A 13,517-nucleotide genomic window follows, 5' to 3' on the forward strand; every position below is an offset into this window, starting at 1 on the left:
CCCTTTATTTGCAGATGAACGATTAAAGAAATTATGGCGAAAACACCAAAGAGCAAAGTGGCTATTCAAAAGAAAATAACACAAAAAAAACAACACACCCTTTTACAAAAGAGTAAGCATCAACAATACGATGTTCCTCTTTTCTCATCCTTTGTAGAAACAACATCAGCAAAACACCTGCCACTGACGCCATTACAACGTGGAGTACAAATCTTTTTTTCATTATTTGACTATGCCACGCAACTTTTATATATCGCTTTTATTATTACCGTATGGTGGTTTCCTGAACATTTTTCAGTTCAAACAATTTATAACCTAACCGTTTTATTCTTATTTGAATTTATTCTCGTGCATTCAGGTGTGTTTATGGCAGCCTTTGGTCGTACTAAACTTGTTTTTGCTCTTATTCCATTTTATGGAATATTTGCTCTTATTATCAATAGTATGATTATGGGGGATGAAAATCTGATTATTTGGCTCTATGTAGTAATTGTTGCAAATCGAATTATCAGTGGTTATCAAGTGAAAACAAAAGAAGAAATGGGGAAAAATTTATTCTATTCTGCACTATTAGTTTTAAATTTTATGCTATGCCTTTTTTCCGTCATGATTTTTCAATTTTTAGTCCCTTATGGTGGATTAACACCCGAATATTTAGACAATATTAATTATCTTTATTTAATTCCACAGCATAGTGATTATTTTAATGTTCCACATATTGGTATGGCTTACGGCACTCTATTTTATGGTATCCCTTTAGCTTGCATAACCTATATTAATATATCATCGATTTATAAACGGATAATGTTAGAAAAATAAAAACTACTCACAGCGTGCCTTATTCGACACTTGTTGTTCATCTTTATTCATGCTTTAATACAGAAGTTATCACCCCCCTATTATTTCTCTTTTTAAGAAGGCACATCCCTACGATGAACTAAATTCTGCCAGAAAATATTTCAAATACTATTTTGGATATTCATTCTCTGTTACTGGCAGACAATAATTTATTTCGTCGCATCAAGAAGAAGATTTCTGCTGTCTGCCGCCTATTTCGCTTAGGAGGTATTACTATGGCAATAGCCTGTCACTTTTCACAACTTACTATAGAATTTAATCAAGAACCTCTTTTCTCGCGATTAACTCGCGCATTAGCTTGTCAGCAAAATGCATTAATCGGCTATAACGGTAAAGGTAAATCCGTATTATTAAAATTATTAGCAAAAAAAATAACGCCATCATCTGGGCTAATTAATTGGAATATCCCTTTTATATATGTTGACCAATTCACACGACTTCAAGGCAATACAGTTGCTGAAGCATTGGATATAAATGAAATTTATCAAGCCTTCCAACGCGTTGATACAGGGACTGCAACATTAAAAGACATTGAATTACTTGATGGCAAATGGCAACTCCCTGTTACTTGGCAAAATTTATTAGATTCAGCACAGCTTGCTGTCGCACTTGATACCCCCATTGCGCATTTAAGTGGAGGAGAACAAACGCGCTTGGCACTTTGCCACGCATTTTTACAAACAGATTGCTTTCTCTTATTAGATGAACCCGATAATCATCTCGATTATCAAGGGCAACAGTGGCTAATAAATCAATTAGCAAAACATAAATCAGGATCACTTATCGTAAGCCATAATCGAAAATTACTCACTTATACAGACACTATTTTAGAGTTAAGTGAAAAAGGTTTATCTGAATATGGTGGAAATTATGCTTTATATGAAACACAAAAAAGTGCAGAAATCGCATTTTTAGACACGACCAGTGAACGATTAAATAGTCAGATTAAAAATGAAAAGCGCCAACAACAAGCCACATTACAAAAAGCTATACAACGTAGACATCAAGGGGAGTCAATCAGACAAAGTGGCTCCCAGTGCTTACTTTTGCTGGATATGCAGAAAAACAGAGCAGAACAACGACAATCTGCTGTAGCAAAACGCCATCAGCGTGTAATAGAAGAGATGCAGTCTCAAAAACAAGGTATTGATGAAGAAAAGTCACATATCCATCAACAAAAAATCACGTTGAATTATCAAAGTGAAGGCCATCGCTTAAATGTGTTTGTTGATAATCTTCAACTTCCCTATGGCTACCCACACCCTATTTCATTTTCAGCTTATAGTAATGAACATTGGCACATTAAAGGTAAAAATGGGTGCGGAAAATCAACATTATTGAAATGTTTGATCCAGCAATTTGCTCCACTCTCTGGTGAGTTTCGTCTAAATCAAGGCTATTGTTATCTCGATCAACACCTTACTTTACTTGATAAAACATTGCCTGTTGCACAAGCGTTACATCAGTATCAACCTGCCATTTCTATCGAACAATGGCGAACTCGACTGGGGATGTTGAGAATTAGAGGTAATAAATCTTTACTACCACTTGAAAAACTAAGTGGTGGAGAACAATTAAAAGCAACATTATTGGCTTTAACACATAGTCCAAACCCCCCCGCGATCTTATTGCTTGATGAACCTGATAATCATCTTGATATTGAGTCCAAACAACTATTAGAGAATTTATTAGTTGAATATCAAGGTACATTGTTATTGGTTTCTCACGATGAAGTCTTTGTTGAACACTGTGGTATAACACATACCTTGGTATTAGACGATATTGCATAAAAAACTGCGCTATAAAAGGCGCAGTTCTAAAATCGCTCACTAACATTAATTTAATTAAAATTAAGAAGCTAATGGCGTATGAATACTCATAATATCTTTCATCGCTTCAACGGTATCTTCATCTACACAATAATGTGTGAATTCATCAACCTCGCTATCAGAGCTCATTGTTACACCTGCTTTACGATAAATCATGGTTGAAGGTGCCACTTTTCCTGCTGAACTGTGTATTTCTTTTAATCCTACATCTAGGAATTTTTGGATATTACTGAGCCTTACGCCAGCACCAGCCATAATTATAGGGCCTTGTGATTTTTCATTTAATGTACGTAATAAAGGTAAACCTAATTCCGCATTCGCTTGTTGGCCTGAAGTTAAAATACGAGAAACACCTAACTGTGTCAGTTGTTCTAACCCCAATAAGGGGTTAACACACATATCAAAAGCGCGATGAAAAGTAATGGCTAAAGGGCCAGCAAGCTCCATTAAAATATCCATTTTAGGCAAATCAATATGCCCTTCTTCATTTAAAAGACCAACAACCGCACCTGGAAATCCCATATCACGGATAAGACTAATATCATTTTTCATAGCTGAAAAATCAGCTTGTGTGTAACAAAAATCCCCACCTCGAGGGCGAACAATAGGATGAACGGGAATACGAACCAGATCTCTGACTTGTCTTAGCATCCCAAAACTTGGCGTAATGCCACCTTCTGAAGGACTCGTGCATAGCTCAATTCTATCTGCACCTGCTCGTTCTGCCACTAGCGCACATTCTGCGCCAAAACAACAAATCTCCAACGTAGCCATATCATCCCTCTTTATCCTTAATACAGAAAGTAATCAGAAAATAAATATCATTTCTTAGCGATTACTAACAATAGTTGTCGAATATCGTTATTCATTCAATTCTGCTATCAGAATTTTGTGCTGACACAAGCAAACTATTTTCTGAAAGTGTCGCTCAACACTCACTTTCTACGATTTCAAGTAACGAATAAGGATGATACTTTACTGTCACTTTCCCGTTAGAAATAGCTACCGTTGGATTAGGCAACCGTTCTTTCTCACCTTTAGGTTCACTGATTTTTAAGCTAACACTCTCAGGTAACGTTTGGGGTAAAAAAGACATGACTTTATTCACTAAATCTGCGGGCTCGACGGGGATCACTTGCTCAATATGTTCCCAACCTTGGTATTCATATATTTTATGTGTAGGGAATGGTAATTCAACAATAGAAACCGCTTGATTTAAAACCGTTAATGGCGTGTCTAATTGAAAAAGATAAATTGGGCGCCCATTAATAACATTATCAGAAATACACTTTCCACATAGACTAAGCCCTTTTCGCCACTGCTCAGCCAACGTTAAATCGTGACAACGTAACGAAATATGATCCGTAAGATAATATGTAAAATTTAAACCTAACTGATTAGCAAGCTGTGTCATTTTTTCTTCAAACAGAGGAAGCGCGTGAGTTAAATCATTTAATTGAGGGATTGAAGAAAATAACGCCATGTTGAATAACCTTAATGAAAAAACAGAGAAAAAACCTTAAAGATAAGGCGCAGATAGTAGCATGTTCTAGCCGGAATATGTTATAAATTCAAGGTTAATCCTAATTCTTTATAATAAACCTGTCAGGCTTTTGTCGTCAGGTTTTATTTTCTCAATAATTTAAGGTAACCCGGTGAATATTCAGGCTTTTCTTTCAGAAAAAATCAGTGTGGCAATGTGTGCTGCTGGCGCACCCGCTGATAGCGAACCTCTTGTCCGTCAGTCAGCCAAAGTACAATTTGGTGACTATCAGGCAAATGGTGTCATGGGAGCAGCAAAGAAAATGGGGATCCCACCCCGACAACTCGCAGAAAAAATTCTGGAACAGCTTGATATTACAGGTATTGCAGATAAAGTTGAAATTGCAGGTCCTGGCTTTATCAATATCTTCTTATCTCCGCAATGGGTTGCTAAACAAGCTGAAAACGCATTAGTCGATGAACATCTGAATGTAACACCTGTTGCACCTCAAACTATTGTTATCGACTATTCATCACCAAACGTTGCAAAACAAATGCATGTTGGCCACTTACGCTCCACCATTATTGGTGATGCAAGTGCACGTACTTTATCTTTCTTAGGTCATAACGTTATTCGTGCTAATCACCTCGGTGATTGGGGTACACAATTTGGTATGTTAATTGCGTACTTAGAGAAAAAACAAAACGAAAATGCCGCAGATATGGCATTATCTGATCTCGAAGAATTCTATCGTGAAGCAAAAAAATGTTATGACGAAGATGAAGTCTTCGCCGAGCGTGCACGTAATTACGTTGTAAAATTACAAGGTGGTGATGAGTATTGTCGTACAATGTGGCGCAAACTTGTTGATATCACTATGCAACAAAACCAAGTGACTTATCAGCGTCTTAATGTCACGCTAACTGAAGATGACATCATGGGTGAAAGCCTTTATAACCCGATGTTGCCTGGCATTGTCGCTGACCTAAAAGCAAAAGGCCTTGCTGTAGAAAGTGAGGGGGCAACGGTTGTTTTCCTGGATGAGTATAAAAACAAGGAAGGCGAACCTATGGGTGTTATCGTTCAGAAAAAAGACGGTGGCTACCTTTATACAACAACGGATATTGCTTGTGCTAAATATCGTCACGAACACCTACATGCTGACCGCGTGCTCTATTATATCGACTCTCGCCAACATCAACATTTAATGCAAGCGTGGACTATTGTCCGTAAAGCAGGTTACATCCCTGATTCAATGTCACTTGAACACCATATGTTCGGTATGATGTTAGGTAAAGATGGTCGCCCATTTAAAACACGTTCTGGTGGTACTATCCGTTTAACGGATTTACTCGATGAGGCACAAGAAAGAGCACGTACATTAATCGCTGAAAAAAATCCAGATATGGATCAAGACGAGTTAAATAATGTTGCTCGTGTTGTCGGTATTGGTGCTGTAAAATACGCTGACTTATCTAAAAACCGTACAACAGATTACATCTTTGATTGGGATCTGATGTTAAGTTTTGAAGGTAATACCGCACCTTATATGCAATATGCTTATACTCGCGTTGCCTCAATCTTCAAACGCGCAGAAATTGATGAGAACACATTAACGCAACCTATCGAGTTAACACAATCTCATGAAAAACAACTTGCACTGCGTTTAGTGCAATTTGATGAGACTATCATGCAAGTTGCTCGCGAAGGAACACCTCATGTGATGTGTGCTTATCTCTACGATCTGGCACAAACCTTCTCGGGTTTTTATGAAAACTGCCCTATCTTATCTGCTGAAGATGAAAGCATTCGCCAAAGTCGCCTAAAACTGGCTCGCTTGACGGCAAGAACATTAAAGCAAGGTTTAGATACATTAGGAATTGAAACAGTTGATAGAATGTAATTAGCTCAATATGCAAATGACATAGACAGAAAACCGATGGCATTAACCATCGGTTTTTTTATCTATTACTCTTAATTCAATATCGTCAAAAACCACTTCTAACAATCACTCAATAAACTTCCAATGCTATTTAGTCTAATCTTCATTAGCAGTTATAACATCCTGACACAATAGCCCTCTGATATCTTTTACCTCAATCCAACCATCAACGCTATCTATTGGTTTGCTTGGGCTATAAAGGCGATCGTTGACATCTTTAGCCGTAAATGACAGCTGTTCATTTGTCTTGTCAAATACCCCCACACAATTAACTGGCGTTAATTTTGAGGTATTAAATTTCCCGTCAGCAGTACAACCAGCAAGAAATAACGTAGCTAATGACACAGAGATGATAATGGCTTTTTTCATAGTAGATCCTTGACACTCTTTTATTTTTATTCTTACTAAAAAATCAACTAATTGATTGTTCAGTCGTCTTTAAACTTGGAATATCTAATCGTTTATAACTACTTTGAGTATAACGAACAAACGAAGAAATATTTGAGTTATTGAGCTATCAATGAAAAAAATAAGAACGGTGGCGAAGGATTTGAAAAGAGAGGGAAAAACAGAAAACAATGGCGGACAAATGAAAGCAATAATTAGTGTACCATACCGAATTACCAGTAATCTAATTGTCTATTAATAATAGATTTAGCATTAATTTCATTATTCACACGACCTATTGTTTACTGCTTATCCCCAGCAATCGTATTACCTATTTGAAGCGCAGACAAAATAGATATGATCACTTTCAGTAGTACTGAACGATAACAAGCAAATAACTTTACAGTCACGGTTAATCTACCTGAATAAAGAAATAATAATATGTCTTAAATCAAAAAAATCAAATATTTTAAAATATACTGCAATATTTTGAAATATTTGTAATATCTCATCATTTAGTAAGAAATATTTAACAGATGTGTCATTTTTTAAACCTAGACAACACCAGAGAGTTTATCTAAAAAAAGATAATTCGTCAAACCGTAAGTACTTAGAATATAGCGTCTATTTTTTTACTTTATGTAGAATCTCACCATTGATCAACAAATTGTCTAAAGATATTCGATATGATTAATGATTAGAATAATTTATGAGTATTTCTTAAAAAACACATGTTAATGCCGAAAAACTGTATAAATCATTCAGAAATTGGAAAAAAAATTTAATAAAAAAAATAATGAAGAAAAAAAATTTCTGCGTTTTTTATTCTATTTTTCTTTTTAGACGGCATAAAGCCAATCTAACTAAATGCCAAAAGTGTGATCAATGTTGCATTATAAATAGTCTAGAAATAGAGAAAGGATCTAAATGAGAGGAATAACACTGATAAAAATATTGTTAATTTAATCTCCCCGCTTTTATCCCAAAAGCGAGGAGTCTATCTTATGAGTTATAAAGCAGCACGTAATGAAAAATGTCGAGGTCTAAAACCTAATATATACAAGGCAACAAAATAACTACCAGCCCCGACTACAACGACCAGTAATAGACGTAAAATACGCATTAGCATACTTCCCACATCCCAGCTTGGCATAACCCATAACATGCCAACTAAAACAGCTCCCATAACCACCAGCGCAACCGCTAGTTTTAATAAAAATACAGGCCACCCCGCCAAAGGTTGATAAATATTTTTCTTACGGATTTGCCAAAACAGCATCGCAGCATTAAAACAGGCGGCAATACCGATTGAAAGCGCAAGACCAACATGTTTTAGGCTACCAATAAATGCAAGATTCATTAATTGTGTCAGTATTAATGTTGCAATAGCAATTTTTACTGGTGTTTTAATATCCTGACGAGAATAGAAACCTGGCGCTAGGATTTTTATGATAATAAGCCCCATCAGCCCAACACAGTAAGCAATTAACGCCTGTTGTGTCATTAACGCATCGTGAGCTTTAAAATTTCCGTACTGAAATAAAGACGCTGTTAACGGCCCAGATAATACAGCTAAACCAATAGTACAAGGCAAGGCTAATAAAAAGCACAATCTTAACCCCCAATCCATCAGCTTTCTATATTCTTCAGTATTCCCACTAGCAAAGCTCTTTGATAATGAAGGAAGTAAAATAGTTCCCAATGCAACCCCTAAGACGCCTGTAGGTAACTCCATTAATCGGTCTGCATAATACATCCATGAAACGGAGCCTGAAACTAAAAAAGAGGCAAAAATTGTATTGATAATTAGGGAAATTTGGCTAACTGAAACACCCAAAATAGCTGGCCCCATTAATTTTAAAACACGCCAGACTCCGCTGTTTTTAAATGAGACTCGAGGTAGTACAAGCATACCGATTTTTTTCAAATGTGGTAATTGATAACCAAGTTGTAATATCCCACCAGCAACAACCGCCCATGCCAATGCCATAATGGGGGGATTACAATAAGGAGCAACAACCAAAGCAAAAAAGATCATGCTGATATTGAGTAAAGTGGGTGCAAAAGCAGGTACTGAAAAACGGTTCCAGGTATTTAGAATTGAACCCGTTAAAGAAGCCAATGAAATAAGAAAAATATAAGGGAACGTTATTCGCAATAAATCAGTCGTAAGTTGAAACTTATCTGGTGAGTTACTAAAACCTGGCGCTGTGACATAAATAACCCATGGTGCAGCGACAATACCAATCAACGTAACAATCGCAAGGATCAACGTCAGCATACCTGAAACATAAGCAATAAAAGTACGTGTTGCTTCATCGCCCTGCTGATTTTTATATTCTGCTAATATCGGAACAAAAGCTTGAGAAAATGCGCCTTCAGCAAAAATACGGCGAAGTAAATTTGGTAATTTAAACGCAACAAAAAAAGCATCTGTTGCCATACCTGCGCCAAAAATACGCGCAATGATTGCATCACGAATAAATCCTAAGACCCGTGAAAACATAGTCATAGAACTCACCGCAGCAAGTGATTTAAGTAAATTCATAAAATCATTCTAATTTTTGTTGAATGGAATAAAAAGAAAGGGACTATACTCCGTCTCTAACATCGAAAAATCAATCTTCAATTCGCTAGGAATAAGCTGACTCTGTTTATTTTTACCCAGCCAAACAATAAAAAAAACACCTATTCTTAACGCTTCGTGCGTATCTTTCTCAACATCATTTCCAGCATAAGAAGTTAGAAAGATAATTATCAACAATACTTTTCTGTTATTACGATCAATATATTTAACGTTTAAAATAGCTTCGCGTTGTTAATGCAGTCAGTACGTGATCTCGCCATTCTTGATTAATTTGCAGGTAGTTTTTGGCGTACCCTTCTCGTTCAAAGCCATGTTTGGCCAATAAATTTCCACTACGTAAATTATGAGGCATATAATTCGCCATAATTCGATGCATACCCTGTTGTCTTTGCATATAACGGAGTGTTTCCGTTAAAGCTTCAGACATATACCCTTGCCCTTGCCATTTTTCACCGACTGAATATCCCAAAAAACAGGCATTAAAAGCGCCACGCATAACATTACTGTAATTAGCAACACCAATAATTTCATCTTCTTTCTGCGTTAATAACAGAAAATGAAAAGCGCTTTCTTGCCGGTGTAATTCATTCATATATTGTAAACGATGTTCCCAACCAGAAGGTAAATAGTGTGTTTTATCTCTTAATGGTTCCCAGGGAATTAAAAAACGACGATTTAATGTATAATAATTAGCCAATCTTTCTGCATCTCGTTCGTATGCTAAACGAATGATCATTCTTTGTGTTTCAAAACGAATTTTAGGAATTCCACCACGATAACCAAACATTACGATCTCATTATCCTTTGATATAAATAAGCCTAATTCTGAAGCAACTCTTCTTATTCTGCCACTAACCTTAATAAAAAAATATCATCTTTAATTTACTAGGAATTATGCACATTTAGAGACAGAATAGTCGAAGAAATAAATTATTTCATTCCCCCCTTATTTATTTAAATTATTTGCTTATTGATGGTGAGTAATGGCACTGGTAACACAAGCCCGTACCTTGGGTAAATACTTCCTCCTAATTGACAATATGTTAGTTGTCTTAGGCTTTTTTGTCGTTTTTCCACTTATTTCCATTCGTTTCGTCGAACAATTGGGTTGGGCTGGTGTTATTGTTGGTTTTGCGTTAGGGCTTAGGCAATTAGTTCAACAAGGTCTAGGTATTTTTGGTGGCGCTATTGCAGACCGATTTGGTGCAAAACCAATGATAATAACAGGAATGTTATTACGCGCTTTAGGTTTTGCTTTAATGGCAATGGCAGACCAACCTTGGATACTTTGGTTATCTTGCATTTTATCCGCATTAGGGGGAACATTATTTGACCCGCCTCGCACCGCACTGGTTATTAAATTAACCCGTCCTTATGAACGTGGTCGTTTTTATTCTTTATTATTAATGCAAGATAGTGCCGGTGCTGTTATTGGTGCGCTTATTGGTAGTTGGTTATTACTATATGATTTTCATTTAGTATGCTGGGTTGGCGCAGGTGTTTTTGTTATCGCCGCTTTATTTAACGCTTGGCTATTACCTGCCTACCGTATATCTACCACCAAAACACCAATTAAAGAAGGATTAAATCGTGTATTCCTGGATAAACGCTTTGTCAGTTATGTCTTAACGTTAACAGGCTATTTTGTCTTATCTGTTCAAGTTATGCTGATGTTCCCTATTATCGTCAACGATATTGCTGGCACACCGACTGCTGTAAAATGGATGTATGCCATTGAAGCCTTACTTTCTTTAACGTTGCTTTATCCTATTGCTCGCTGGAGTGAGAAACGCTTCAAATTAGAACAACGTTTAATGGCGGGTTTATTTTTAATGAGCATCAGCATGTTCCCTGTTGGTATGATCCACTCATTACAAGGTATTTTTCTAATTATTGGTTTATTCTATCTCGGTACTATTACCGCAGAGCCTGCGCGTGAAACGTTAAGTGCATCACTTGCCGATCCTCGGGCTCGTGGCAGTTATATGGGATTTAGTCGATTAGGTTTAGCTTTTGGTGGTGCCATTGGATATACAGGCGGTGGATGGATGTATGACTTAGGTAATCAATTCAATATGCCTGAATTACCTTGGTTTTTACTAGGAACGGTTGGTTTCATAACACTTTATGCACTACACCGCCAATTTAATCGTAAAAAAATAGAAACAGCCATGCTTACTCCCTAAAGATCAGGTAAACTCTTAATTATCAGTGATCAAGGAGTGTTTATGAAAGCTATTTTTCTAACAACCATGTTCGTATTAACAAGCTTAGTCACAGGTTGTGATCAGCTAAAACAATTTGATGTAAGTGAAAACCTCATTAATGACTATATCAGTCAAAAAACAAATTTTCAGAAACATATAGGTGAAGATGACGTTGTATCTGCTGATATTAAATTAAGCAATCTTACTATTCAAATTGGCCGTACTGAGCCGGGTAAAATTAACCTTTCTGGTACAGCCGACCTAAAAATTAACTCATTCTTTGGTAAAACCAGTGCCAAAGTTGATCTTATATTATCAGGTCAACCCTCTTATCAAGCAGATCAAGGGGCGATATATATAAAATCAATGACTATTGATAACTACAAAGTATCACCAGAAAAAATGGATGCGGTAGTTGTGGCACTAAAACCTTATTTAGATACAACAATCACAACTTACTTTGATAATCAACCTGTTTATGTTCTTGACCCAGAAAAAAATAGTGCCGAAGCTGCAGCGTTTAAACTAGCTAAAGGGATTGAAGTTAAGCCAGGTAAATTCGTGATCCAACTCTAATAGTTACGTGAGTTGATTAAAAATATTTATCGTCATTAACGAGAAAGGCAAACCTAATGGTTTGCCTTTTTTATGAATAGTAAAATACCATTACAAAGAAAGTATGATATTACTCTGATTCAGCCTCTTCGCTCTCGGCATCATCAGAGAGTTCTTCACGTAATGCTGATAATGCGCCCCGGGCAATACCTGCTAAGGTACGATAAAAGCCACTTGTTGCATGAGCTTCAACCTTCCCTAAGAAGATCCCAGCCCAAGGCAATAGATACTCATCAAATAGTTGTATTTGAGCTAATAATTCATCTTGTGCCGAATTATCCTCAAGCCAGGAGGCTGCAAGTAATAAAGCACCAAAGCTATCTGTGGCACTTTCACTAACAGGCATGCCTCTTGCGACTAAGAACTGACGAATATCGTCTTCTTTGATCTCTCCATAATCATGAGCATAAATAGACACCGCAGGAACTTTGTTGCCAAAAAGAGATTGATAATCTGCTTCAACGGTAGTCAAATCTTTAACACTATTTTTTAGTGTATTAAATAACTCGTCTTGTTCCAGAGGCCATAATTGGGTCAATTTCCCTTCAGCAATCATTTTAATAATTGGCGCTAAAATAGGGTCATTGGGGGATCTTTGAAATAATGTGCCTAACAGTCGGCAAACTATTGAGAATTCGTTCATTGTATTTTTATCCTAAAAAGTTTCGGGTTATTGTGCTTTTAACGATAAAAAAATCAACTTTTTTCTTTTTTATGGTTATTCACTTAATCTTAAAACAGAAAAAGCGCGCTCTTAATAATTAAGCTTTTACTTAATATAAAAAACGCGCCTCATCCCATGCCACTTATCTTTTAAAGCAATTTTATAAAAAACAATAAAAATCACTTTATGACAACAGCATTTTAATTACATTAGTTAACTTGCTATATCAAGAAAATTATCCCTGACACCATTTACACGAAACCAACCTGCAATACTTATTCTCTCTTTATAAGTAGGAAGTACTTCATGAGGAAATTGTTCTGAAAGGAAAACAACTAAACGTCCACCTTTAGGAGCAACTGTTGCAAGTTCATTATCGTCTAAATCATAAATAACTAATTCGCCACCGTCTTCTTTTGTCCAATCCTCATTAAGATATAATACAGTCGTTAAGCGTCGAGTAACATTTTCTCTAAAAGCATCAAGATGCTTTTTATAAAAAGCCCCTTTTTCATAACAAGCAAAATGCGCTTCATATTCAAAAAGCCCTAGAAAAAACTCACGATTTACAGCTCGTTGAATAGACGCCATCTGCGTTAAATAATGCTGAACAGGTATCCCCATATTAGGTTCTAGCCAGCTTATTTTATCACTGCGTATTGTCGTCTCTGCTTGTCGATTTTCATGACGACCTATACGTGCTTGTTGAGCATTATCACCAAAACAAGCTCGCAATTGTTGAACAGCTTCTGGTGTGAGGAAGTCATCCCACACACACCATCCTTTCTCTGCTATTTGCTCAAGAAGTTCTGCTATATTCATTAAGTATATTGTCTGATAAACATGGGAAACAACTTTATATCACCAAGACAAGTGAAATTGCAATTTAATAAACTTATCTTTTCGATAATATTCATTAATTAGAGATAAATTCCACAAAACAGA

12 protein-coding genes are annotated in these 13,517 nt (G+C 36.4%); 5 read left to right on the forward strand and 7 right to left on the reverse strand.

Annotation, left to right across the window (positions count from 1 at the left end; genetic code table 11):
- The first annotated feature begins 33 nt into the window (after window positions 1-33).
- Entirely contained in the window at window positions 34-819 is a 786-nt protein-coding gene (locus GWJ05_RS14470; RefSeq protein ID WP_052038494.1) for a hypothetical protein, read from the forward strand.
- A 254-nt stretch (window positions 820-1,073) separates the two neighbouring features.
- The gene (locus GWJ05_RS14475) at window positions 1,074-2,648 is read left to right on the forward strand and encodes an ATP-binding cassette domain-containing protein (RefSeq protein ID WP_161681465.1); all 1,575 of its coding nucleotides are present in this window, start codon (window positions 1,074-1,076) and stop codon (window positions 2,646-2,648) included.
- A gap of 60 nt (window positions 2,649-2,708) precedes the next feature.
- Here GWJ05_RS14475 and cutC read toward each other — a convergent pair whose 3' ends face one another.
- Together cutC and GWJ05_RS14485 are read right to left on the reverse strand one after the other, a co-directional pair.
- A complete protein-coding gene (gene cutC / locus GWJ05_RS14480) occupies window positions 2,709-3,461 on the reverse strand; it encodes a copper homeostasis protein CutC (RefSeq protein WP_036936614.1) in 753 nt (250 codons plus the stop codon).
- Between the two features lie 154 nt (window positions 3,462-3,615).
- Window positions 3,616-4,170 (reverse strand): VOC family protein, encoded by a 555-nt coding sequence (locus GWJ05_RS14485; RefSeq protein WP_036936612.1) that lies wholly within the window; start codon window positions 4,168-4,170, stop codon window positions 3,616-3,618.
- A 172-nt stretch (window positions 4,171-4,342) separates the two neighbouring features.
- Here GWJ05_RS14485 and argS point away from each other — a divergent pair, with 172 nt between their 5' ends.
- Complete coding sequence (gene argS / locus GWJ05_RS14490; protein WP_036936610.1) at window positions 4,343-6,073, forward strand: arginine--tRNA ligase; 1,731 nt, start codon at window positions 4,343-4,345, stop codon at window positions 6,071-6,073.
- 135 nt (window positions 6,074-6,208) lie between these two features.
- On the opposite strand, the gene GWJ05_RS14495 is transcribed toward argS, so the two are convergent.
- The 3 genes from GWJ05_RS14495 to rimJ all read right to left on the reverse strand — a co-directional run bounded on the left by GWJ05_RS14495 (window position 6,209) and on the right by rimJ (window position 9,873).
- Complete coding sequence (locus GWJ05_RS14495) at window positions 6,209-6,481, reverse strand: hypothetical protein (RefSeq protein ID WP_036936608.1); 273 nt, start codon at window positions 6,479-6,481, stop codon at window positions 6,209-6,211.
- A gap of 1,027 nt (window positions 6,482-7,508) precedes the next feature.
- A complete protein-coding gene (gene murJ, locus GWJ05_RS14500) occupies window positions 7,509-9,047 on the reverse strand; it encodes a murein biosynthesis integral membrane protein MurJ (protein WP_036936606.1) in 1,539 nt (512 codons plus the stop codon).
- Window positions 9,048-9,291: 244 nt separating this feature from the next.
- Entirely contained in the window at window positions 9,292-9,873 is a 582-nt protein-coding gene (rimJ, locus tag GWJ05_RS14505) for a ribosomal protein S5-alanine N-acetyltransferase (protein WP_087802336.1), read from the reverse strand.
- A gap of 196 nt (window positions 9,874-10,069) precedes the next feature.
- Here rimJ and mdtH point away from each other — a divergent pair, with 196 nt between their 5' ends.
- Both mdtH and GWJ05_RS14515 read left to right on the forward strand, forming a co-directional pair.
- The gene (mdtH, locus tag GWJ05_RS14510) at window positions 10,070-11,272 is read left to right on the forward strand and encodes a multidrug efflux MFS transporter MdtH (RefSeq protein WP_115370920.1); all 1,203 of its coding nucleotides are present in this window, start codon (window positions 10,070-10,072) and stop codon (window positions 11,270-11,272) included.
- Between the two features lie 42 nt (window positions 11,273-11,314).
- Window positions 11,315-11,869, forward strand: a complete 555-nt coding sequence (locus GWJ05_RS14515; protein ID WP_036936599.1) for a lipoprotein — start codon at window positions 11,315-11,317, stop codon at window positions 11,867-11,869.
- A gap of 109 nt (window positions 11,870-11,978) precedes the next feature.
- Here GWJ05_RS14515 and GWJ05_RS14520 read toward each other — a convergent pair whose 3' ends face one another.
- Together GWJ05_RS14520 and GWJ05_RS14525 are read right to left on the reverse strand one after the other, a co-directional pair.
- A complete protein-coding gene (locus tag GWJ05_RS14520; RefSeq protein ID WP_036936595.1) occupies window positions 11,979-12,551 on the reverse strand; it encodes a TorD/DmsD family molecular chaperone in 573 nt (190 codons plus the stop codon).
- 234 nt (window positions 12,552-12,785) lie between these two features.
- The gene (locus tag GWJ05_RS14525) at window positions 12,786-13,394 is read right to left on the reverse strand and encodes a 2OG-Fe(II) oxygenase (RefSeq protein ID WP_036936592.1); all 609 of its coding nucleotides are present in this window, start codon (window positions 13,392-13,394) and stop codon (window positions 12,786-12,788) included.
- Between the last annotated feature and the right edge of the window lie 123 nt (window positions 13,395-13,517).

It is taken from the genome of Proteus sp. G2626, from assembly GCF_009915985.1.
GTDB classification, from domain to species: domain Bacteria; phylum Pseudomonadota; class Gammaproteobacteria; order Enterobacterales; family Enterobacteriaceae; genus Proteus; species Proteus vulgaris.